The 21,773-nt window shown below is 58.5% G+C and carries 19 protein-coding genes; 13 read left to right on the forward strand and 6 right to left on the reverse strand.

Features of this window, described 5'->3' with window-relative positions; translation table 11 throughout:
• Positions 1–63 precede the first annotated feature (63 nt).
• The 11 genes from ACL2XM_RS22225 to ACL2XM_RS22275 all read left to right on the forward strand — a co-directional run bounded on the left by ACL2XM_RS22225 (position 64) and on the right by ACL2XM_RS22275 (position 13,951).
• Positions 64–831, forward strand: coding sequence for an SDR family oxidoreductase (locus ACL2XM_RS22225; RefSeq protein WP_413731625.1), 768 nt, complete (start codon positions 64–66; stop codon positions 829–831).
• A gap of 268 nt (positions 832–1,099) precedes the next feature.
• Positions 1,100–2,248 carry a galactonate dehydratase gene (dgoD, locus tag ACL2XM_RS22230; protein ID WP_410012947.1) on the forward strand — a complete coding sequence of 383 codons (1,149 nt, stop codon included), beginning with the start codon at positions 1,100–1,102 and terminating at the stop codon, positions 2,246–2,248.
• A 127-nt stretch (positions 2,249–2,375) separates the two neighbouring features.
• Positions 2,376–3,689 carry an MFS transporter gene (locus ACL2XM_RS22235; RefSeq protein ID WP_410012948.1) on the forward strand — a complete coding sequence of 438 codons (1,314 nt, stop codon included), beginning with the start codon at positions 2,376–2,378 and terminating at the stop codon, positions 3,687–3,689.
• A 15-nt stretch (positions 3,690–3,704) separates the two neighbouring features.
• On the forward strand, positions 3,705–4,643 hold the full coding sequence (locus ACL2XM_RS22240; RefSeq protein WP_410012949.1) for a 2-hydroxyacid dehydrogenase: 939 nt from the start codon (positions 3,705–3,707) through the stop codon (positions 4,641–4,643).
• Between the two features lie 524 nt (positions 4,644–5,167).
• Positions 5,168–6,757 (forward strand): FGGY-family carbohydrate kinase, encoded by a 1,590-nt coding sequence (locus ACL2XM_RS22245; RefSeq protein WP_413727481.1) that lies wholly within the window; start codon positions 5,168–5,170, stop codon positions 6,755–6,757.
• A gap of 25 nt (positions 6,758–6,782) precedes the next feature.
• Entirely contained in the window at positions 6,783–8,444 is a 1,662-nt protein-coding gene (locus ACL2XM_RS22250) for a signal transduction protein (RefSeq protein ID WP_413731627.1), read from the forward strand.
• Positions 8,441–9,385: a dihydrodipicolinate synthase family protein gene (locus tag ACL2XM_RS22255; RefSeq protein ID WP_410012952.1), complete on the forward strand. Its 945-nt coding sequence runs from the start codon at positions 8,441–8,443 to the stop codon at positions 9,383–9,385. Before ACL2XM_RS22250 ends, ACL2XM_RS22255 begins: the two co-directional genes overlap by 4 nt.
• A 123-nt stretch (positions 9,386–9,508) precedes the next feature.
• Positions 9,509–10,858: an MFS transporter gene (locus ACL2XM_RS22260; protein WP_413731629.1), complete on the forward strand. Its 1,350-nt coding sequence runs from the start codon at positions 9,509–9,511 to the stop codon at positions 10,856–10,858.
• 377 nt (positions 10,859–11,235) lie between these two features.
• Complete coding sequence (locus ACL2XM_RS22265; RefSeq protein ID WP_410012954.1) at positions 11,236–12,582, forward strand: MFS transporter; 1,347 nt, start codon at positions 11,236–11,238, stop codon at positions 12,580–12,582.
• Positions 12,583–12,593: 11 nt separating this feature from the next.
• Positions 12,594–12,749, forward strand: coding sequence for a hypothetical protein (locus ACL2XM_RS22270; protein WP_413731630.1), 156 nt, complete (start codon positions 12,594–12,596; stop codon positions 12,747–12,749).
• A 152-nt stretch (positions 12,750–12,901) separates the two neighbouring features.
• Positions 12,902–13,951, forward strand: a complete 1,050-nt coding sequence (locus ACL2XM_RS22275; protein ID WP_413731632.1) for a LacI family DNA-binding transcriptional regulator — start codon at positions 12,902–12,904, stop codon at positions 13,949–13,951.
• Between the two features lie 26 nt (positions 13,952–13,977).
• On the opposite strand, the gene ACL2XM_RS22280 is transcribed toward ACL2XM_RS22275, so the two are convergent.
• A complete protein-coding gene (locus ACL2XM_RS22280) occupies positions 13,978–14,328 on the reverse strand; it encodes a YceK/YidQ family lipoprotein (RefSeq protein WP_413721704.1) in 351 nt (116 codons plus the stop codon).
• A 288-nt stretch (positions 14,329–14,616) separates the two neighbouring features.
• Between ACL2XM_RS22280 and ibpA the strand changes: the two genes are divergently transcribed.
• On the forward strand, positions 14,617–15,030 hold the full coding sequence (gene ibpA, locus ACL2XM_RS22285) for a small heat shock chaperone IbpA (protein ID WP_410012957.1): 414 nt from the start codon (positions 14,617–14,619) through the stop codon (positions 15,028–15,030).
• A gap of 114 nt (positions 15,031–15,144) precedes the next feature.
• Positions 15,145–15,606: a small heat shock chaperone IbpB gene (gene ibpB / locus ACL2XM_RS22290; RefSeq protein ID WP_410012958.1), complete on the forward strand. Its 462-nt coding sequence runs from the start codon at positions 15,145–15,147 to the stop codon at positions 15,604–15,606.
• A 77-nt stretch (positions 15,607–15,683) separates the two neighbouring features.
• Here the strand turns inward: ibpB and ACL2XM_RS22295 are convergent, their stop codons facing one another.
• The 5 genes from ACL2XM_RS22295 to ACL2XM_RS22315 form a co-directional block, all read right to left on the reverse strand.
• On the reverse strand, positions 15,684–16,952 hold the full coding sequence (locus ACL2XM_RS22295; protein ID WP_410012959.1) for a valine--pyruvate transaminase: 1,269 nt from the start codon (positions 16,950–16,952) through the stop codon (positions 15,684–15,686).
• An 88-nt stretch (positions 16,953–17,040) separates the two neighbouring features.
• Positions 17,041–18,039, reverse strand: coding sequence for an AI-2E family transporter (locus ACL2XM_RS22300; RefSeq protein ID WP_410012963.1), 999 nt, complete (start codon positions 18,037–18,039; stop codon positions 17,041–17,043).
• Between the two features lie 158 nt (positions 18,040–18,197).
• Complete coding sequence (gene ghrB, locus ACL2XM_RS22305) at positions 18,198–19,172, reverse strand: glyoxylate/hydroxypyruvate reductase GhrB (RefSeq protein ID WP_410016684.1); 975 nt, start codon at positions 19,170–19,172, stop codon at positions 18,198–18,200.
• An 86-nt stretch (positions 19,173–19,258) separates the two neighbouring features.
• A complete protein-coding gene (locus ACL2XM_RS22310) occupies positions 19,259–20,524 on the reverse strand; it encodes an MFS transporter (protein ID WP_410012964.1) in 1,266 nt (421 codons plus the stop codon).
• Positions 20,525–20,819: 295 nt separating this feature from the next.
• Positions 20,820–21,563 (reverse strand): sugar phosphate isomerase/epimerase family protein, encoded by a 744-nt coding sequence (locus ACL2XM_RS22315; protein WP_413731634.1) that lies wholly within the window; start codon positions 21,561–21,563, stop codon positions 20,820–20,822.
• Between the last annotated feature and the right edge of the window lie 210 nt (positions 21,564–21,773).

Consider the following 21,773-nt stretch of genomic DNA (forward strand, 5'->3'; position numbering starts at 1 on the left):
CCCTTCCGTGCGCCCGGCGAGGCGACCAAGGCTGTGTTACGCTTAACGGAAAGGGGGAATACCATGACGGGTTTATTTGATTTGTCCGGCCGCACAGCGCTGGTCACCGGATCGGCGCGCGGCCTGGGTTTTGCCTATGCCAAGGGCCTGGCGGGGGCCGGGGCCGCCGTGATCCTTAACGGCCGGCATGAGGATACCCTGGCGGCGGCGGTGGCCGAGCTCCGCGGGCAAGGGCTGGCCGTGCGCGGTATGGCGTTTGACGTCACCGATGAGCAGCAGGTGGCGGCGGTATTCGCCCGGCTGGATGACGAGGGCGCGCACGTGGATATCCTGATAAACAATGCCGGTATCCAGCATCGCCAGCCGCTGGTCGACCTGAAGCTTGCCGACTGGCGGCGGGTGATCGACACCAACCTGACCAGCGCGTTTATCGTATCCCGCGAGGCGGCATCCAGGATGATCGCCAAAGGCGACGGCGGTAAAATTATCAATATCTGTTCATTGACCAGCGAGGCCGCGCGCGCAACCGTTGCGCCCTATACGGCGGCGAAAGGCGGCATCAAGATGCTGACCCGCGCCATGGCGGCGGAGTGGGCCGGGTATAATATCCAGGCCAACGGCATTGGCCCGGGCTATTTTATTACCGAAATGAATACCGATCTGGTGAACAACGCGGAATTTGACGCCTGGGTTAAAAGCAGCAATCCGTCCAAACGCTGGGGTAAACCGGAAGAGCTGATCGGCACCGCCATATACCTGGCCTCTTCGGCGTCCGACTATGTCAGCGGGCAGATCATCTACGTCGACGGCGGATGGCTTTCAGTGCTGTAGCGCGCCTGGGTGCCGGGCAGGGTTTCACCCGGCCCGCAAACCTTTTTCGTCCCGCCGGTCAGAATATGACCGGCTTTTTTATGCCTGGCGTCCAGAATACGCCGTTGTCAGTCCCGGGCGCCGGCGTTTTCCCGCCGTTGGATTGCCTAAAGTGTGATCCAGATTGTAGTACAATATAAAATGATGGTGCTACAATCATGGGCATGATAGCGCTGCTTCACACCGCAGGCTGGAGTCATTAAAGTCAGGCTTGAGAGGAAAACAGAGTATGAAAGTCACCAAACTCACCACCTACCGGCTGCCGCCGCGCTGGATGTTCCTGAAAATCGAAACAGACGAGGGCATCGTCGGCTGGGGCGAGCCGGTAATTGAAGGCCGTGCCAAGAGCGTCGAGGCCGCGGTGCATGAACTGGCGGATTATGTCATCGGCCAGGATCCGGCGCGCATCAACGATATTTGGCAGACGATGTACCGCGCCGGTTTTTACCGCGGCGGGCCAATTTTGATGAGCGCCATCGCCGGCATCGATCAGGCGTTGTGGGATATCAAGGGCAAGGCGCTGGGCGTACCGGTATATCAACTGCTGGGCGGCCTGGTGCGCGATCGCATCAAGGCCTATAGCTGGGTCGGCGGCGATCGCCCGGCCGATGTGATCGCGGGCATGAAAAAACTCACCGCGATTGGCTTTGATACCTTTAAGCTGAACGGCTGCGAAGAGATGGGCCTGCTCGACAATTCACGCAAGGTGGATGCGGCGGTGGCGGTGGCGGCCCAGGTGCGTGAAGCCATGGGTAATGATATCGAGTTCGGCCTCGACTTCCATGGGCGGGTTAACGCCCCGATGGCGAAGCTGCTGATCAAGGAGCTGGAGCCCTACCGGCCGCTGTTTATCGAAGAACCAGTGCTGGCGGAACAGGCGGAGTACTATCCGCGCCTGGCGGCGCAAACCTCGATCCCCATCGCCGCCGGCGAGCGTATGTTCTCGCGCTTTGAATTTAAACGCGTGCTGGCGGCCGGCGGCCTGGCGATTGCCCAGCCCGACCTGTCCCATGCGGGCGGCATTACCGAATGCCTGAAAATCGCGTCAATGGCGGAGGCTTACGATGTCACGCTGGCGCCGCATTGCCCGTTAGGCCCTATTGCCCTGGCGTCCTGTCTGGCGGTGGACTTTGTTTCCTATAACGCGGTTTTGCAGGAACAAAGCATGGGTATTCATTATAACCAGGGTGCGGAACTGCTGGATTATGTGATTAATAAAGATGACTTTAAAATGACTGACGGTTATTTTTATCCATTAAATAAACCGGGTCTGGGCGTGGAAATTAATGAGGAACTGGTGATTGAGCGCAGTAAAAACGCCGGTGAATGGCGTAATCCGGTATGGCGTTATCCTGACGGTGCGGTGGCGGAGTGGTAATTACCCGCTATAGATGAGTGCCATTATAGTAATGCCATAATATTAAGCAGTACCATCCCGCGTTGCTTCACCACGCCCAGTCAGGAGTCCTGTGCTCCCAGGCCGGGCGTGGCCTAAAGGTGATGATATGAATATCGATTTAAGTACCTCTACCCTGGCCAAGCTGAATTTAAAAATAATCCCGTTTATTATCTTGTGCTATTTTATTTCCAACCTGGATAAAACCAATATTTCCGTGGCGGCGTTGCAAATGAACGCCGACCTGGGATTGACCACCAGCATGTATGGGCTGGGCGTGGGCATGTTTTATATTTCCTACATTCTCTTCGAAGTGCCCAGCAATATTTTAATGACGAAGGTCGGCGCCAAATTATGGATTGCGCGCATCATGATAACCTGGGGGCTGGTCAGCACCGGCATGGGCTTTATCCATACCCCGACCCAGCTGTATGTCATGCGTTTCTTGTTGGGGATGGCGGAGGCGGGTTTTGCTCCCGGTATTATTTATTATATTTCCTGCTGGTTCCCGAAAAGCAACCGGGCCAGGGCCATGTCGTTTTTTTATATGGGTTCGGTGCTGGCGTCGATTATCGGCCTGCCGGTTTCCGGCAGTCTCCTGGGTCTGCATGGCCTGGGCGGTATCGAGGGATGGCGCTGGCTGTTCTTTATTGAAGGCATCCCCGCGGTTGTGATGGGCGTGATGGTGTTGTTTTACCTTTCCGACAGCCCGGATAAAGCCCACTGGCTGAGTGCGGAGCAAAAAAGCTGGCTGAAGGCGACCCTGGCGGCGGATAACGCCGACGCGGTCGTGGGCCAGGACCATTCCTGGGGCAGCGCGCTGAAAAATAAAGTGGTGTGGCTGTTGAGCCTGGTGTGGTTCCTGCAAGCGTTTTGCTCCATCGGCATTACCTTATTCCTGCCCTTGATATTAAAAAGCATGGTGGCGGACAAGAGCAATTTTGTTATCAGCGTGCTGGCGGCGGTGCCCTTTGTCTTCGCCTGCCTGTTTATGTATCTCAACGGCCGTCATTCGGACAAAACCAAAGAGCGCGCGCTGCATTTGGGCGTGCCGCTGATCATCTCCGGGCTGCTGCTGGGCATCTCCATTTTTACCGCCAACCTGTGGCTGGCCTATATTCTGCTGGTATTGACGGTGGGCTTTAACTTTGCCCTGACGCCGATATTCTGGGCGGTGACCACCGAGAAACTGACCGGGGTGGCGGCGGCGGCCTCCATTGCCTTTATCAATGCCATCGCCAATTTCGCCGGCCTGGGCCTGCCGCCGCTGCTGGGGAAAATCAAGGATTTGACCAATAGCTATCATTACGGGCTGATGATTATCGCCGTCGCGCTGGTGATTGGCGGCGTGGTGGGCATCTTTGTCGGCCGGACCCGGACGCCTGCGGTAAAGCCAGGCGCCGTTTCACCGTTATCACATTAATCGCAGGGATTATTTATGACTTATTCCGTTATCAAGGCCGCCATGTTACCCGACGCGCTGACGCGCCGCCTGGAAGAGCAATTCCATATGGTGGATTATTCCTCGCTGCCGGAGCCGGAACGGTTGCCGGCCGCGCAGCAGGCCAGGGTGCTGGTGGTGAACGGCGAATCCACCGTCACCGAGGCGTTTATCGCGCAATTCCCGCAGCTTGAGCTGATTGCCGATTTCGGCGTGGGTTATGACGGTATTGACGTGGCCGCGGCCACGCGTCGGGGCATTGCGGTGTGCAATACGCCTGACGTGCTGACCGAGGACGTGGCGGATATGGCGATGGGGCTGTTGTTGGCGACCTCGCGGCAGATCGTGGGCGCGCAGCGGTTTATCGAGCGGGGCGGCTGGCGGGACGGGGGGTATCCCTGGACCAAAAAAGTATCCGGCGGGCGGCTGGGGATTATCGGCATGGGGCGTATCGGCCAGGCGATTGCCAGGCGGGCCGCGGCCTTTGATATGGCGATTTCATATCATGATTATCGTCAGTTGCCTGACAGTCCCTGGCCGTTTTATACCTCGGTAGTGGAACTGGCGGCCGCCAGCGATTTCCTGGTGGTGTGCGTTAACGGTGGGGAGAAAACCCGTTCGCTGGTGAACGCGCCGGTATTGGCCGCCCTCGGCGCCCAGGGGATCTTGATTAATATCGCCCGGGGTACGGTAGTGGATGAGGGTGATTTGATCGAGGCGGTTGAGCGGGGGATTATCGGCGGCGCGGGGCTGGATGTGTTCAGCCACGAGCCGGAGGTGCCCGCGGCGTTGTTTAACCGGCCGAATGTGGTGATTACGCCGCATATGGCCAGCGCAACCCATGATACGCGGCGCGCGATGTCGGATCTGGTGTTTGATAATATCGCGGCGTTTTTGGCGGGCAAGCCGCTGTTGACGCCGGTGGCGCCGTACTAATCCGCTTGGCGCGCTATGGGCTGATGTGGCCTGGCAATATGGGGTGCCCGCGAAGATGAATGCCGCCACGTTTATGTCGCTTCGGCGCGGGTTTCGCTTGCCATATGCCGGGCGGAGAGATGAACTGCCCGGCGCGGGCAAGTGACCAGGGGAGCCGTATGCAGGGTCCCCCTGGCCGCTCATAAAACACCTTAACGCACGGCAAGCGAAGCCCACACCGCGGCAACATAAGCCCCCGCAAGCTCAAGAGAAACCCCTGCCAAGGCTGGCTGCCCCGCATTTAAATGCGGGAGAAAGGTTCGGCTATCAATGTTATGGCGTGCTGCTTGGCCTGCCCGGCGGGGCCGGTGCGCAGAGGGCCTGCCGCGCCCGGCGGTAAAGAAAGATCAGGCCGTTATAATTTTTTGATTATCATCGCCTTACGTCTCGCTTCCCGATCCAGCTCACAAATCCCATAAAATTCATTTGTCACCGCCAATACCTTTGCTTAAATTGCTAACTCGACTTAGCAAAGGGGTGCGAGCATGAAAAACCAGTGCTTTATCGGTGTGGACGTGGGGTCGGCCAGCGTCCGGGCCGGCGTGTTTGATAAGCAAGGCGCCCGGCTGGGCTTTGCCGTGCGCCCCATCAGTCAGTTCCATCCCCGGCCGGATGTGGTCGAACAATCGTCACAGGAAATCTGGTCGCAGGCCTGCGCGGCGATTCAAGAGGCGGTGGCCACCGCAGGCGTGGCGCCTGAATCGGTGGTTTCCCTGGCCTTTGACGCGACCTGTTCGCTGGTGGCGGTGGATAGCGCCGGCGAGGGGGTTTCGCTGGCCGAGGATAACGCCGCCGGGCACGATATTATTATGTGGATGGATCATCGGGCGGTGCGGGAAGCCCAGGATATCAACGCCACAGGCGATCGGGCGCTGGACTATGTCGGCGGCGAGGTGAGCGTGGAAATGGAATTGCCGAAAGTCCTGTGGCTGAAGCGTCATTTTCCCGAGCGTTACCAACGGGCCTGGCGACTGTTTGATCTGGCGGATTTCCTGGTCTGGCGCGCCACGGGCGTGGATGCCGCCAGCACCTGCACGCTGACCTGTAAGTGGAATTACCTGGCCCATGAAAACCAGTTCAGCGCCCCGCTGCTGCGGGCGATTGACCTGGAAGACCTGCTGGAGAAGGTGCCGCCGGCGATCCTGGAACTGGGCCGGCCCGCGGGGCAACTCAGCGACCGGGCGGCGCGGGAGTGCGGCCTGACCACCGCCGTGACCGTGGCAGGCGGCATTATCGACGCCCATGCGGGCGGACTGGCGCTGGTGGCAACCCAACCCGAGGGCGCCCTGGCCATTATCAGCGGTACGTCGAATTGCCATATGCTGGTTAACCGGCGTGAGATTCATGTCCCGGGCGTTTGGGGACCCTATTGGGGCGCGATGCTGCCGGACTGGTGGCTGAGCGAGGGCGGCCAGAGCGCCGCCGGCGCGCTGGTGGAATGGACGCTGCGGGGGCATGCCGCCTGGCCGTTGCTGCAACAGCAGGCCCGTGAGCGGCAGTGCAGCGACTATGAGCTGCTTAATGCCTGGGTGGACGCCCTTGAACGGCGCGATCCGTTCCCCACCCGCCATCTGCATGTGCTGGCGGATCATCATGGCAACCGTTCGCCCCGCGCCAATCCGCTCGCCCGCGGCGCGGTGATAGGCCTGACGCTGGAGCAGGGACCGGATGCGCTGGCCCGGCTCTACCTGGCTACCCTGCAGGCCATTGCCTACGGCACCCGCCATATTATCGACGCCATGAACCAGGCCGGTCATCATATTACCCGGCTGCTGATCTGCGGCGGCGCCACCAAAAACCCCCTCTGGCTGCGCGAATACGCCAACGTCACCGGCTGCGATATCGAGCTGTCGGCCGAGGATGACGCCGTCACTCTCGGCGCGGCCTTGTTGGGCGCGGTGGCGGCCGGTGTCTTTCCCACCCTGACCGACGCGGCGCGCGCGTTGGTGCGTCCCGGCGAGGTTATCCGCGCCGATGCGGGCAGCGCGGCATTCCATCAGGCGAAATACCAGGTTTACCTGCGGCTTTATGACGATGCGCAGCGGGCCGAAAACGACATGCGCGTTTGGCGCTGACCTTATTATTTACCAGGAGCAAACCATGTTGAAATTTACCCTTCCGCCTTCACCGGCGATGATCCAGGCAGGCAATCGGGAAGTGTTGCTGGTCGCCAATGCCGATTTGCGTGAACCGGCTAATGTCACCTGTTGGCCGACCCAGCAGGATTATGAACAAAAGCTGCAGGCGGCGCTGGAAAAGCTGGGATACCGCATCAAGCGCGCCCATCCGGTCCATGCCGATCGCGGCCATGGCTTTATCAGCAGCCAGAAAGAAGGCGGCGATTTGTTCGCCGCCATTGACCCCGACGCGCCGGTTATCGTGCTGCTGACCGCGTGGCAGTATTCCCATCATATCGCGCCGTCGCTGGCGCATCATCGCGGCCCGGTATTACTGCTGGCCAATTTCGACGGCACTTGGCCGGGCCTGGTGGGTATGCTTTGCATGGCGGGTACCCTGACCAGCCTGGGCACCGCCTATTCCCGCCTGTGGTCGGAAAATTTTGACGACGAGTTGTTCTACCAGGGATTAAGCACCTGGCTGCGCGACGGCGCGTTGAGCCATAAGACCGGCTATTTGCGCGATATCGCGCCCACCCATGCGCTGATGGCAAGCCCGGCCGGGCAAATCGGCCGGGCGGCGGGGGAATACATCCTGCGTCATAAGGCGATTATCGGCCTGTTCGATACCTTTTGCATGGGCATGATTAATGGGGTCTTTCCGCAGCAGGCGCTGGTAAACGCGGGCATCCCGCTGGAATCCCTGTCGCAATCGGCGCTGTTGGTGGAAATGGCCAAGGTGCCGGCGTCATTGCGCGAGGAGTGCCTCGCCTGGTATGAGCAGCGCGGCATGACATTTGACTTCGGCACGGACGGCGCCCAGTCGCTGACGCGTGAGCAGGTATTGGAACAGTGCGCGATGATGATTGCCATGGCGCGTTTCGTGCAGCGTTTCGGTCTGGCGGCGGTGGGGGTGCAATATCAGCAGGGCCTGAAGGATTGCTGCGCCGCGTCCGATTTTGCCGAAGGCGCTATCGGCAACGCCGAGCGGTTTCCCATTCCGGATGAGCAGGGCGGGATTATCTGGCCGGGCAAGGCCATTCCCTGCATCAATGAAGTGGATATGGGCAGCGCCATCCCGCAGGTGATGATGTGGCGCCTGCTGGATGGCCTGGGCCTGCCCGCCGAGACCACCCTGCACGATATCCGCTGGGGCAGCGACTACCAGGGTACGTTTTATTGGGATCTGGAAATCTCCGGCGCGGTGCCGTTTGCCCACCTGAAGGGCGGTATCGCCGGGGCCACCGGTTATCGTCAGCCGGCGATGTTTTTCCCCTACGGCGGCTCCACCATCGCCGGGCAGGGCAAAGCCGGGCGTTTTATCTGGGCGCGCGCCCATTACGAAGGCACGCAGGTGGTCATGCATATGGGCACCGGCACCGCCGTTGAGCTGCCGCCGGAGGAATTCGAGCACCGCCGCCGCGCCACCAACTATGAATGGCCGCTGCTGAATGCGGTGCTGGACGGCATCGGGCGCGACGATCTGATGGCGGGCCATCAAAGCAACCATTTGACGCTGGCCTATGTGGATCAGGATCTGCTGGGCGAGGTCTATCAAGCGTTTGTCGCCCAGGCCTTGACGCTCGGCGTGCGGGTACGGGCGGCGGGCAGCGCGGTTGATCTGCTGGCGGGGCCACGGGCATGACGCAATCGGCGCGGGATGGGCAAAAATACGCCGGCATTTGGCCGGTGATGTTAACGCCCTTTGACGAACGGGGCGAGATTGACTGGGCGTCGCTGGAAAAGCTGGTGGAGTGGTATCTGGCGGCCGGGGTGCACGGCCTGTTCGCCGACTGCCAGTCGAGCGAGATGTTTTTCCTCAGTGATAAAGAATCACGCGAACTGGTCGGGCGCATCGTCGCCCAGGTGGACGGACGCGTGCCGGTCGTGGCGTCGGGACACACCGCCAGCGGGCTGAGCCAGCAGGTGGAACAGCTCGGCGCCATGGCGCAGACCGGCATTGACGCTTTGATCCTGATAAGCAACCGTCTGGCGCTGCAAGGCGAGAGCGATGAAAAAACGCTGGCTACCCTGCAACGACTGACGCAACAGCTGCCGGCGACGCTGGATTTAGGTATTTACGAATGTCCCTGGCCGTATAAACGCCTGCTGTCGGATGAGATTATCCGCTGGTGCGCGTTAAGCGATCGCTACACCTTTATCAAGGACACCAGTTGCCATTTGCCCACCATGCGGCGCCGGCTGGCGCTGACGCAGGGTTCCCGGCTGCACCTGGCCAACGCCAACAGCCAAACCCTGCTGGCATCCTGGCAGGCGGGTTGCCACGCCTACAGCGGCGTGATGGCCAATTTCCATCCGCAGCTCTATGTCTGGCTCTATGAAAACTGGCATGGCCAGCCGCAACAGGCGCGGCGGGTGGCTGATTATCTCGCCACCGCCGCCCTGATCGAGAGCTTGGATTATCCCGCCTGCGCTAAATACTGGCAGCGGGAACTGGGCAACTTCACTACCATGCAGTGCCGGGTGCGCGGCATCGGCGCGTTCAACGACAGCTTTTTCCCGGCGGCGGTGGACAGCATGGCGCGCCTGGGCGACGAAATACGGCAACTGGTGCTCCCGCAGTAAACCCGACGCCGGCCACAAGAGTTTTAAGACGATCTTTGCCCTACGCCCGTGGCGCGCGGCTGCGCGCCACAACCTATAACCTGTCCGGCCCAGGCGGGACAGATAAGAAATAATGAGGAACCCATGTCTATTTCTCTTGATATAACCCAAGACCGCAAACTGCTCGACAGGTCGAATATTCGCCGGGTGGTGATCTCCAGCTGGATTGGCAATACCATCGAATTTTATGACTTCCTGCTGTACGGGCTGGCCAGCGCCCTGGTGTTCGGCAAAATATTTTTCCCGACCATCAGCCCGCTGGCGGCGATGTTGGCGTCGTTCGCCACCTTCGGCGTCGGGTTTATCGCCCGGCCGCTGGGCGGTATTTTTTTCGGCCATATGGGCGATACCCTGGGCCGTAAATACACGCTGATGATTACCCTGGGCGGCATGGGGGTGGCAACGTTCCTGGTCGGCTGCCTGCCTACCTGGGCGCAAATCGGCGTCTGGGCGCCCATTCTGCTCGTCGTGCTGCGCTTTACCCAGGGTTTCCTGGTCGGCGGCGAGTGGGGCGGCGCCATGCTGATGGTGGTGGAAAGCGCGCCGGCCAACCGGCGCGGCCTGTTGGGGTCCATCCCGCAAACCGGCGGCTTTTCCGGCCAGCTGCTGGCCACCGGGATTTTTGCGCTCATCACGTTGTTGCCGGAAGATCAGCTGTTGTCGTGGGGCTGGCGTATTCCCTTTATGCTGAGCTTCGCCCTGGTGCTGGTCGGCCTGTATATGCGCCGCCGCCTGGAAGAAACGCCGGTATTTCAAGCGGTGCAACGACGCGAGCGGCAAAATCCCACCACCGCGCCCGGCGAAAAAGCCAGCAGCCCGGTGGTGGAGGTGGTGCGTCACCAATGGCGCAGCATTCTGCTGATCATGGTGTTGCGCTTTGCCGAAAGCGTGCCGTTCTTTCTGGCCACGGTATTTGCCGTTTCGTACGCCACCTCGCAGTTGGGGGTGGATAAGCAAACCATGCTCAATGTGGTGATGACCACCTGCGTGCTGGCGTTTCCGATGCATGCGTTCTTCGGCATGCTGTCCGACAGGGTCGGCCGTCGTCCTATCTATATCTTCGGCGCGCTGTTCGCCGCCGCCATGGCGTTTCCGTTTTTCTGGCTGCTCGAAAGCGGCTCGTTTGTCCTGATGGTGTTGGGGTATATCCTGCTGATCAATATCGCCCATAATTCCATTAACGCCGTACAGCCGGCCTTCTTTACCGAACTGTTCGGCCCCAAGGTGCGCTACAGCGGCGCGTCCATCGGCGCGCAGCTGGGCGCGATCGTCGCCGGCGGGTTTACTCCTTTTATCGCCAAGGGACTGACCGCGCTGGATCATGACGACTGGACCTATGTGGCGACGTACGTGGTGGTTGCCGCGCTGGTGGCTGCCTACGCCGCCTGGCGCGCGCCGGAGACCTCGCGTCGCGACCTGACGCTCGATCACTGATTGCCGGGGCGGTGCAACGGATCTTCCCCTGCCAGGGGGTTTGCCCGCCGTTTAATTTTCCGTCCGTCGTTCGTCGTTTTTTCCGGCGGCCGGCGGCGTTGCCCCTGGCTGTATCGTAACGTCATCATGGCGTTAACACTTTCGCCTCGATCCTGCTCACACTTCATAACAAAACCCTTTGCCAGCCCATCTGCCGTTAGCTAAATTGCTAACTCGACTTAGCAAGAAATGAGACGTTGACGCCGTCCGCAGGAATATCACGGCGCCATTATCTTCCTGGCGCCCGATGCTTCCTTTTATATGACGGGCTGCAGCCTGAACGTCGATGGCGGCGGGTCCGTCTGGTAATGATTCCCTCTATCCATAAGGAATGAGTTATGTCTATCTTAACTGATTCAACATTGGCCGACGCCGGCACCAGCGCAGAGGCAAAAAAGGCGCAGAATAAAAAATTGATGACGGTGCTCGGTTCGGGGCTGAGCGGCACCACCATCGAATTTTATGATTTTTTTATTTACGGCACCGCCGCCGCGCTGGTGTTCCCGAAATTATTCTTTCCCAATCTCACGCCGTTTATGGGTCTGATCGTTTCTTTTCTTACCCTGTCGATTACCTTTGTCAGCCGGCCTATCGGCGCCATCGTTTTTGGTCATTACGGCGATAAAATCGGCCGTAAAAAATCGCTGGTGCTGTCGCTGATGATCATGGGCGCCTCGACATTCTGTATCGGCCTGGTGCCCAGCTACGCCGCCATCGGCAATCTGGCGCCGCTGCTGCTGATTTTCCTGCGCTTGTGCCAGGGATTCGCCATCGGCGGCGAGTGGGGCGGCGCCACCACGCTGGTCACGGAATACGCGCCGGTGCACCGGCGCGGTTTTTTCGGCACCTTTGTCCAGTTGGGCAATGTGCTGGGGCTGTTTATCGCCACGGCGGTGTTTGCCATCGTCGCCTGGCTGCCGGAACCGCAGCTGATGAGCTGGGGATGGCGCATTCCGTTCCTGCTCAGCGTCGCCCTGTTGTTTGTCGGCCTGTATATCCGCTCGAAAATTGAAGAAACGCCGGTATTTACCGAAGGCAAAGCCACCGGCCAAAAACATGATTTCCCGATTATCGCGGTACTGAAATACCATTGGCGTGCGGTGCTGACCGCCATGGGCATGCGCATGGGCGAAATCGTGCTCGGCTGGCTGACCGTGGCGTTTTTTATGTCCTATGTCACCCGACAATTAAACTTCAGCCGCGAAACCGCCCTCAACGGCTTATTGCTGGCCAGTTTTGTCGGTATTTTTACCTTCCCGTTTTTCGGTTATCTGTCGGATAAAATCGGCCGGCGGCCGGTGTATCTGGCCGGCGCGGCTATTACGCTGATTTTTGCGTTTCCGTTGTTTTGGATGATCGATACCGGCTCGGTGAAAATGTTCTATTTCGCCACCACCTTTTGTTATTCCGTCGGCCTGGGCATGATGTTTAGCGTGCAGCCGGCCTTTTTTTCCGAATTATTCGATACCAATGTGCGTTATACCGGCGTGTCGCTGGGGTTCCAATTGGCCAATATTGTCGGCGGCCTGACGCCGATGATCGGTACCCTGCTGATTGCCTGGTCCGGCGGCGATTCCTGGCCGGTATCGCTATTCTTAGCCGTGATGGCGACGATTACCATTTGCTGCGTGTGTATTACCAAGGAGAGCTATCGGGCGGATCTGTCCGCGATAAAAGAGCGCTGAACCTGATCAACATGACGAAAATAACCCAGCGGCGCTATTTTCATTACGCCACCGGCGAGTCGCTATTGCAAAGCAGCGCTGAGGGTGAGGCGATCTTGACATTCGTTGCCGGGCCCATTGCCCGGCAACGGACGCAGAAAGCGCGGCAACAGGGCGTGACACTCTGACCGGAATGGACGCATCCGCGCCGTCAGGAGGGGAAAAACCACTTTTTATTGAGCAAGGCGTGAGTATTTGGCGTAATTATCCGCTGATTCGAGTTAGCCAGTCCGTTATACTGCGTTATCTACAGAATTCGATAACAGGATTAACCGATAAGATGGCCAAGACCGTAGAGCAGATAGCTAAAGCGCTGGGTATTTCAATCACCACCGTTCGCCTGGTGCTTAACGGTAAAGCCGGGCAATATCGTATCAGCGCCAAAACGCAAAGCAGGATTGCCAGCTATGTGGGCGAATACGGTTATACCATTAATCATGCCGCCCGCAGCCTGAAGCTGAACAAAACCGATACCCTTGGGCTCATTATTCCCAGGTTATCCAATCTGTTTTTCTCCACCCTGGCGGAAAAACTGGAAATCCGCTGCCGCGAGGCGGGCTATCAACTGACCACCAGCTGTACCTATAGCGATACCGAGCGCGAAAATACCCTGGTGGAAACCATGCAGCAGCGCAATGTCGACGGGTTGTTCGTGGTGCCCTCGTCATTGCCGGCGCAAAATCACCATATCAAGCGTTTTACCAAACCCCTGGTCTTTCTCGATCGCGATTTCAGCGACAGCGCGGTGTCGCTGGTGGTCAGCGATAACGTCAACGGCAGCGCGGCGTTAACCCATGCCATCATTGATGCCGGGACATTGCCGCTGTTTTTTATGGCCGGCGATATGCAACAGCCGACCATAAAACAGCGCTTACAGGGTTTTACCGAGACCCTGGCCGCCCATGGCATCAGCGAAAACGCGGACTGGGTACTGACCGCCCAGCATAACCGGCGCGAAGACGGCCAGCTGTTGATGCAGCGTTTTTTCGAATTGCACCAGGACGCGCCGCCGGCCTTTATCGCCTCGTCGCTGCCGGTACTGGAAGGCGCGCTTAACGTCTTGCGCGAACATTATGGCTATATTCCCGCCGAGATGAATATCGGCACTTTCGATGAGCATCCCATGTTGGGTTTTTTACCCAATAACACCTGGTCGATGCGCCAGGACGAGGATGCCTGGGTCGAGCATGCGTTCCAGGCGATGACGCGGGCCATGGAGGGCGAAACGGCGCCGGTCAAGTCGGTCATTCCCATGACGCTTAAGCACCGCCGGCGGGCGGCGTTCTGTCAACAGGCCCAGGGCAAGGCCGATCCGGCCGGGCAAGCTTAAACGCCCCCGGTTGCCGGCGTGGCGGCTTATAGGGTATGGGCGCCGCCGGCCTTGTTTTTATGCCGGGAACCGCCGGGGCTGTTGGCGCCGCTGTGCAGCATACGTTCGCGCGGTGAATCGGCGGATTTATCGCTATCCTTGCGCAGATAATCATACGGCAACAGCAGGGTATCCAGCACCGCCGAGAACGGCAGATCGATAAGCGCCAGCGGCACCATGGCCCAACTGGTATCCTCATCCCGGATGACATTCACACTGGCGCGGGTACCCGGATAATAACCCTGGTCGGGCCCGGTGTGGCTCATCACGCTTGAGCACCCGTTGCTGGCCAGCAACGCGCAGCCTGTTGTCAGAATGAATAATACTTGTTTCAACATGATTCCTATACATCCATTAGGGTGGTAATTTTACTAACGCTATGCATTCCGCCCGGTATTGCGGTAAGTATTCCCTACTGCCGTTATCAGTGTAATGGATATTCAGCCCGTGACTTGCAGTTTTTGCTAAATGGAGGAGATTTTTTTCTTATTGACGCTTGAAAATGCCGCGGCCGGCTCCATTTTATTAATGTGACCCCAGATAAGTACGCCGTAAGGGTATTTAGGTCACTGACCTGTCCATCCGGAAGGTTGTTTGTCACCTCGCTGAATGTTGGAGGCTGTTGTATGCGTAATTTTGATCTGTCACCCCTGTACCGTTCCGCTATTGGCTTTGATCGGCTGGTAAATCTGCTTGAATCAGGACAAAGTCAGGGCAATGGCGGTTATCCTCCCTACAATGTTGAACTGGTTAATGAAAACCAGTACCGCATTGCCATCGCCGTAGCCGGTTTCGCCGAACATGAGCTGGATATTACCGCCCATGATAATTTATTAACGGTTAAAGGCGCTCATGCGCAAGAACCCGCCGAGCGGAACTATTTATACCAGGGGATTGCCGAACGCAATTTCGAGCGTAAATTCCAATTGGCCGAGCATATCCAAATTAAAGGCGCCAATCTGGAAAACGGCTTGCTCTATATTGATTTAGAACGTGTCGTGCCGGAAACACTAAAGCCGCGGCGTATCGAAATCAATTAAACCGATCGCGGCCGATCGCCGCGATAATGTAATAACATCCGCCTGCCGTAACCGGGGGCTAACCCAGCCGCGGGCTGGGGAAAATAATCTCGCTTCATAGAAGGAGTTAATACCATGCGTAATTACGATCTGTCACCTTTACTGCGTCAGTGGATCGGTTTCGATAAATTAGCCAGCACCATGCAGGGCAATCAGGAAGCCTTTAGCTTCCCGCCGTATAATATTGAAAAAAGCGATGATAACCATTATCGCATCACCCTGGCGCTGGCGGGCTTTAAGCAAGAAGAGCTCACGCTTGAAGTGGAAGGGCCGCGCCTGACCATTGCCGGCAAGCCCACCCCGCCCGAACGCGAGGTTGAATATTTGCATCAGGGGCTGGTCTGCAAAGAATTCTCCCTGAGCTTCACCCTGGCGGAACATATGACGGTAACGCAGGCGGAGTTCGTTAACGGGCTGCTGCATATTGCGCTGGAACGCCATGTGCCGGAATCTTTGCAGCCGCGCAAGATCGCCATCGGCGACGCCCAGCCCCAGGTGCTTGAGCATCAGGCTGAAGCCCCGGCGGCCGGCCAGTAATAACACCGGTCTTGATCGTGAAAACGCCGCGCGGAGTTACCGCGCGGCGTTTTCGCTCATTAAAAACCGCGGCCAGGTTATTGGCCAGCGCTGCCCGCCGTTTCCCGAAACGCCCGCTCCACCTCTTGCGCCAATATCGCGATGCCCCGCTCGATTTTATCGGCGTCGGGCACATAATTCATACGCATACACTGCTGCGCATGCGGCCACTCGGTTTCCAGCCCGGGGAAAAAATAATGCCCCGGCACCATCAGCACGCCGCGCTGTTTAAGCCGCTGGTAGAGGGTCTCGGTGGTAATCGGCAGGTTCTGGAACCACAGCCAGAGGAAAATCGCCCCTTCCGGCGTGTGGATAAGGCAACGCTCCGGCGGCAGGTAGCGGCGCAGGATGGCTATGGTTTCCCGCACCCGTTGTTGATAGAACGGGCGGATCACCGTTTGCGACAGGCGCATTAAATCGCCGCGCCGGATCATCTCGGCGGCCAGCGCCGGGCCGAGCCCGCCCGGCGCCAGGCTGATAATGCCGTTCATATTGCTGACGGCGTCGATAACCTCTTCATTGGCAATGATAATACCGCAGCGCGCCCCCGGCAGGCCCAGCTTGGACAGGCTCATGCACAGGATAATATTGGGATTCCACAACGGCGCGGCCTGGCTGAAGATAATGCCGGGAAACGGCAGGCCGTAGGCATTATCAATCAGCAGGGGCACCTGATGCTGGCGGGCCAGCGCGTCAAGGCGCAGCAGCTCCTGGTCGGTAATCACGTTGCCGGTGGGGTTGGTCGGTCTGGAAACACAAATCAGCCCGATATCCCCGCCCACTTTTAAATGTTCGAAATCCACATGGTATTTGAACTGGCCGTCCGGCAACTGCGCAATGGTCGGCTTGGCGGCGACAAACATATCCTCCTCCAGCCCGGCATCGGCATAACCCAGGTATTCCGGCGCCAGGGGAAACAGCACCCGACGCAGGCCGCCGTCCGCGCCGCGCCCGGCAAACAGGTTGAAGAGGTAGAAAAAAGCGCTTTGGCTGCCGTTGGTCAGCGCGATATTGCGCGTGGTCACCGGCCAGCCCAGCTCCTGGCGCAGCATGGCCGCCAACGCGGTCAGCAGCGCGTTTTTGCCCTGGGGGCCGTCGTAGTTGCACAGAGCTTCGCCCAGGGTGCCGTCGGCCAGCATGGACTGGCACAGCGCGTGAAAATAACGCTCCATTTCGGGGATGGCGGCGGGGTTGCCGCCGCCGAGCATAATGGCGTCCGGTGCGCGCAGGCCATCGTTCATATCGGCCATCAGCTGGGTGATGCCGGAATGGCGGGTGAATTTTTTACCGAAAAGCGAGTAGGTCATAAAATGGGTTCGGATAATATTAACGTAAGCCTGAGTGTTACCATACCGTTTGCGTCACGCCAGGCAACCGCTATTTTGCGACGGCGCTTCAGATAAGATCCAGACCGCGCAATTCGGTCTTCAGGTAGGCGTAATAGATGGGGGCGGCCACCAGCCCTTCCAGTCCAAACGCCGCTTCAAACACCAGCATGGCCAGCAGCAGCTCCCAGGATTTGGCCTGGATGCGATTGCCGACAATCTCGGCGTTGAGGAAATATTCCAGCTTATGGATCAGCATCAAATATACCAGCACCACGCCCGCTATCGGCAGCGAGACGGAGAGCGCCGAGATAATCATCAGGAAATTGGATATCAGGTTGCCGATAATCGGCAGCAGGCCAAAGATAAAGGTGGCCACCACCAGCGTCTTGGATAACGGCAGATGCACCTTGAACAGCGGAAAAATCACCAGCAGCAGGATAGAGGTCAGGATGGTATTGACCAGCGAAATCTTGATCTGGGCAAACACGATATTACGAAAAGAGCTGGATAAATTCTGTACGCGCTGCAGCATTTGCTCGCGAAAATAGGTGGTGCGTCCCGATGGCTTATTCAATGAGATAATCGCGCCGATAATCAGCCCGATAAGGATGGTGATTAAGCCGTGCAAAAAACTGCGTCCCATATTGCGGATGGTAATGAGGTTTTTTTCCACCACGGCGAAAACCTGGTTTTTCAGCTCTTCCGCGCTGTCCGGCAGGTAGGCTGGCAATATATCGGGCAGACGATTTTTGACGCCGGAGAAAATGCGGTTGGTTTCGGCGGTTAAATCAATGCCGCGCTGGATATTCGAGGTCAGGAAACTGACCAGGCTGACAATGGATAACGTCATGACAATCACTACCACGGCGGCGATGATGCTGACCACGACCCAGCGCGCCCGGCCGCCGATGATGCGCTCAAACCAGGGCGTAAGGGCGAAAATGATTTCATAGGCCAGGAACCCCGCGACAAAACAGGGAAATAAGTGCAAAGGGATAATGATCGCAATAAACAGCAACATCAACACAAAGGTGCTGATTTTGATGTGAGTATGACTAATAGTCATTATTGTTCCTTTCCATACCGCTTGATTCCATTTTATCGCATACCATAAAAAAGCATAGCGTAGCGCTGATGCCGGCAACGTTTATTTTAGCGGCCATGATACGCTTTTCCCGCCCGGGTGGACGGGGAATCGTTATGTAAAGGCGATGGGAGCAAGGGTTATTTGATGACCTGGGGATTAACGCAGTTTTCCCTAATCCGGCCGGTAAGGGCGTTGATCAGATTATCCACCGCGGTGGCGGCCATTTGATAGCGGGTTTCATCGGTGGCGGAGCCCACATGCGGCATGGCCACCACGTTCGGCAGGCGCAGCAGCGGCGAATCCACCGGCAGCGGTTCCTGCTCGTAGACATCCAGGCCGGCGCCGCGGATGGTACGGTTTTCCAGCGCCTCGATAAGCGCCGCTTCGTCCACTACCGGACCGCGTCCGGCATTGATAAGGATAGCGCCGGGTTTCATAAGGGCCAGCTTCTCGCGGCCGATCAGATGATGGGTTTCATCCGTCAGCGGCAGGATGATACAGACAAAATCAGACCGGGCCAGCAGGGTATCCAGATCGCAATACTCGGCGTCAAAACGGCTTTCCGCCTCGGCGTGCTGACGACGGGCGTTATAGAGCACCGGCATGGAAAACCCCAGGTTCGCACGCTGCGCCAGCGCCAGGCCGATACGTCCCATGCCGACCACGCCCAGGGTTTTATGATGCACGTCGGTGCCAAACCAGGTGCTGTCGACGCTCTCACGCCATTCGCCCGCCTTGGTCCTCTCCGCCAGTTCCACCAGGCGCCGCGCGGTGGCCAGCACCAGCCCCATCAGCAGGTCGGCCACGGTTTCCGTCAGGGCGTGGGGAGTATGCATCAGCGCAATGCCGCGCGCGCTCATCTCGTCGACGTCGAACTGATCGTAGCCGGCGGAAATGGTGGAGGCGGCCCTGAGGTTGGGCAGCGCGTCGAGCATTGTTTTATCGAATTTACCGCCGGAGCCGATGATACCCTGAGCCTGTTGCAATATGTCCGCATGCCTGCGCACATTTTCTGCGCCCACATCCCCGATTTCGGTCACGTCAAAATGCTCATCCAGACGTTGGCGCAGGTCGTCGGGCAACGATTTGTACAATACTACGGCAGGTTTCATCATGATCTCCGTTGGTCGGTTATGTCATTTGGCGATAAAGACCAGCATACCATTTTTGCCTGTTAACGGAACAGGCGGCGCCGGCTTTAGGCCATGCGCGGCACGGCGTTTTCCGCCGGTTTGACAATTAACGTCAACCACACCGATACCAGCAGCGCCACCGCCATAAAGACATAGGACGCCGAGGGCGAACCGGTGGCGCCGTTAAGGTAGCCGACCACCCACGAGCCGACGAAGGAACCGAGGGCGCCCATGCTGTTAATCAGCGCCATCGCCCCGCCGGCGACGTTGCGCGGCAGCATTTCCGGCACTATGGCGAAGAACGGTCCATAAGGCGCATACATGGCGGCGCCGGCGATAACCAGCAGCGCATAGGAACCCCAGAAATGGTGGGCGCCCAGCAGGTAGGAACCGATAAAGGCCAGGGCGCCAATCAGCAGCAGCGGCCAGACGAATATTTTGCGTTTCTGTAGCTTGTCCGATGCCCAGGAGACGATGATCATGGCAATGGTGGCCGCCAGGTAAGGCACCGCGGATAACCAGCCGGCCTGCACCATGCCCATTTCCATGCCGTTGCGCAGAATGGACGGCAGCCATAATACAAACCCGTAAACGCCGATGCTCCAGGCGAAATACTGGATGCACAGAATAATCACATTACGCGAACGGAACGCCTCGGCGTAATTATGCACCGCTTTAATGCCTTCCTGTTCCTTGGCCAATTGCCGTTGCAGCGCCTGCTTTTCTTCCTCCGACAGCCATTTTGCCTGGGCGGGTTTATCGTTAACCAACACCCACCAGCAAAAAGCCCAGATAACCGCCGGGATGCCTTCGAAGATAAACATTTCCCGCCAGCCGAAGGCGTTGATCAAATACCCCGAAACCACCGACATCCACAGTACCGTCACCGGGTTGCCGAGGATCAGGAACGTATTGGCACGTGAGCGTTCGGCTTTGGTAAACCAGTTGCTGATATAAATCAGCAACGCCGGCATCACCGCCGCCTCCACCACGCCCAGCGCAAACCGGATCGCCATCAGCATGGGAATATTACTGACGATGCCGGTGAGCGCGGCGAAACCGCCCCATAAGACCAGGCACCAGAAAATCAGCGTCTTGACGCTGCGGCGTTCGGCATAAATAGCGCCCGGTATCTGAAAAAAGAAATAACCGAGAAAGAACAGCGCGCCCAATAATGACGATACCCCTTTGGTTATTCCCAGGTCATCGTTAATACCGGCGGCGGAGGCAAAACTGAAGTTGGCCCGGTCGAGATATGCCAGACTGTAGCTGATAAATACAATCGGCATAATATACCACCAACGTTTTGGTGCTAATTTCGCTAAGCTCATAGATGTATTCCTTCATTGATATCGCTGCTGTCTCAACCGCCGCAGGGTAGGGCCGGGGCGGGTGTTCCGATGTCGTTGTTATTGTTTCGACGCGGTGCGTCAATAGCCTGCCCGGCCATCCGCCGCCGCGCGCGCTGGCATCATCATGTTCTTTGGTATCGGTTCCATCCCTATGTCGAATAAATTACCCCGGCGCCCGGGCGCACACCGCGGGGGCGGGGCCGTCGTGACGCCGGCGGCCGGACCCGGCTACCGCCGGAAAGAGGCCCGGTCATAAGCCGGCCAGGCGGCGCGCTTATTGCAATAGCGCGATGAACCGGCGGGTTACCGCCGCCAGATCGTCCCCTTCCAGCGGAAACTCAATGGCGCGCGGCACATCGTCCGGCAGGCTTGCCAGCAACCGCCGCCAGTCCTGCCCGTCGGATAACGGCGCCGTGGCGCGCCAGCCGTTATCCGACGGGAGCGCGACCTTGATATGGATATAGCTGACAAAAGAGGCCAGCTCCGCGGCCGCCGCCTGCGGATCTTCCCCGACCCAGCGCCAGTTGCCCATATCAAACGTCATGCCGACCGGCAGCCGCGCATCCCGCGCCCGGCGCAAAAACGCGCTGATGGGGGCCAGCGCGCCGCATTCGGTCTGGTCGTTCTCCACCATTAACAGCACGCGCCGGGATGTCAGCAGCGCGTCCAGGCCGGCCATATCCCCGGTGGCGGAATAATGGCCTAGGGATAATTTTAGCCGCTCGGCGCCAAGGCGTTCGGCTTCGTCGAACAGCTGCGGCAACAACGGGTTGGGCGCGCCGTCCCGGGTAAATAAGGCCTCCGGCGCGGAATAGAAGCAGCGCAGCCCCAGGCCGGCTATCTCCCGGGCCAGTTCCGGCAGGCGGGCCAGGTCGGTTTCCGTCAGCAGCTCGCGGCGCATTTCCACCCCGGCGGCGCCCGCCCCGGCGATGGTCGGCAGCAGTTTTTGCTGCCCGCCCATGGCGAGGACATTGTCATTGCCGTACGCGGCGGTAACCACAAACACATCATGTTTCATCTTGGACTCCCATGCGGAGACATTTTCCGCGGTGATGGTTTTACGGTAGATGGTACCGGTTCCATTGAGAAGTCCGTTATGTCAGATTTATGATCGCTGTCACTAATTTAGCCAACTGGCATCCGGGGCGGGGCGGGGAGGTGCGCGGCGATTAACGGCGCGTGGTCGCCGCAGGGAGGAAACTATTATCTGACTTTTCCGTTTCCTAAG

Source organism: Sodalis sp. RH20, assembly GCF_047324205.1.
Lineage (GTDB): Bacteria > Pseudomonadota > Gammaproteobacteria > Enterobacterales > Enterobacteriaceae > Acerihabitans.

Coding starts and splice junctions, on each gene's coding strand:
- ghrB (WP_410016684.1), bottom strand. CDS start 19,172: ATGAAACCTGCCGTAGTATTGTACAAATCGTTGCCCGACGACCTGCGC.
- ACL2XM_RS22260 (WP_413731629.1), top strand. CDS start 9,509: ATGTCTATTTCTCTTGATATAACCCAAGACCGCAAACTGCTCGACAGG.
- ACL2XM_RS22310 (WP_410012964.1), bottom strand. CDS start 20,524: ATGAGCTTAGCGAAATTAGCACCAAAACGTTGGTGGTATATTATGCCG.
- ACL2XM_RS22295 (WP_410012959.1), bottom strand. CDS start 16,952: ATGACCTACTCGCTTTTCGGTAAAAAATTCACCCGCCATTCCGGCATC.
- ACL2XM_RS22300 (WP_410012963.1), bottom strand. CDS start 18,039: ATGACTATTAGTCATACTCACATCAAAATCAGCACCTTTGTGTTGATG.
- ACL2XM_RS22225 (WP_413731625.1), top strand. CDS start 64: ATGACGGGTTTATTTGATTTGTCCGGCCGCACAGCGCTGGTCACCGGA.
- ACL2XM_RS22235 (WP_410012948.1), top strand. CDS start 2,376: ATGAATATCGATTTAAGTACCTCTACCCTGGCCAAGCTGAATTTAAAA.
- ACL2XM_RS22265 (WP_410012954.1), top strand. CDS start 11,236: ATGTCTATCTTAACTGATTCAACATTGGCCGACGCCGGCACCAGCGCA.
- ibpA (WP_410012957.1), top strand. CDS start 14,617: ATGCGTAATTTTGATCTGTCACCCCTGTACCGTTCCGCTATTGGCTTT.
- ACL2XM_RS22275 (WP_413731632.1), top strand. CDS start 12,902: ATGGCCAAGACCGTAGAGCAGATAGCTAAAGCGCTGGGTATTTCAATC.
- ACL2XM_RS22280 (WP_413721704.1), bottom strand. CDS start 14,328: ATGTTGAAACAAGTATTATTCATTCTGACAACAGGCTGCGCGTTGCTG.
- ACL2XM_RS22250 (WP_413731627.1), top strand. CDS start 6,783: ATGTTGAAATTTACCCTTCCGCCTTCACCGGCGATGATCCAGGCAGGC.
- ACL2XM_RS22245 (WP_413727481.1), top strand. CDS start 5,168: ATGAAAAACCAGTGCTTTATCGGTGTGGACGTGGGGTCGGCCAGCGTC.
- ACL2XM_RS22270 (WP_413731630.1), top strand. CDS start 12,594: ATGACGAAAATAACCCAGCGGCGCTATTTTCATTACGCCACCGGCGAG.
- dgoD (WP_410012947.1), top strand. CDS start 1,100: ATGAAAGTCACCAAACTCACCACCTACCGGCTGCCGCCGCGCTGGATG.
- ACL2XM_RS22240 (WP_410012949.1), top strand. CDS start 3,705: ATGACTTATTCCGTTATCAAGGCCGCCATGTTACCCGACGCGCTGACG.
- ibpB (WP_410012958.1), top strand. CDS start 15,145: ATGCGTAATTACGATCTGTCACCTTTACTGCGTCAGTGGATCGGTTTC.
- ACL2XM_RS22315 (WP_413731634.1), bottom strand. CDS start 21,563: ATGAAACATGATGTGTTTGTGGTTACCGCCGCGTACGGCAATGACAAT.
- ACL2XM_RS22255 (WP_410012952.1), top strand. CDS start 8,441: ATGACGCAATCGGCGCGGGATGGGCAAAAATACGCCGGCATTTGGCCG.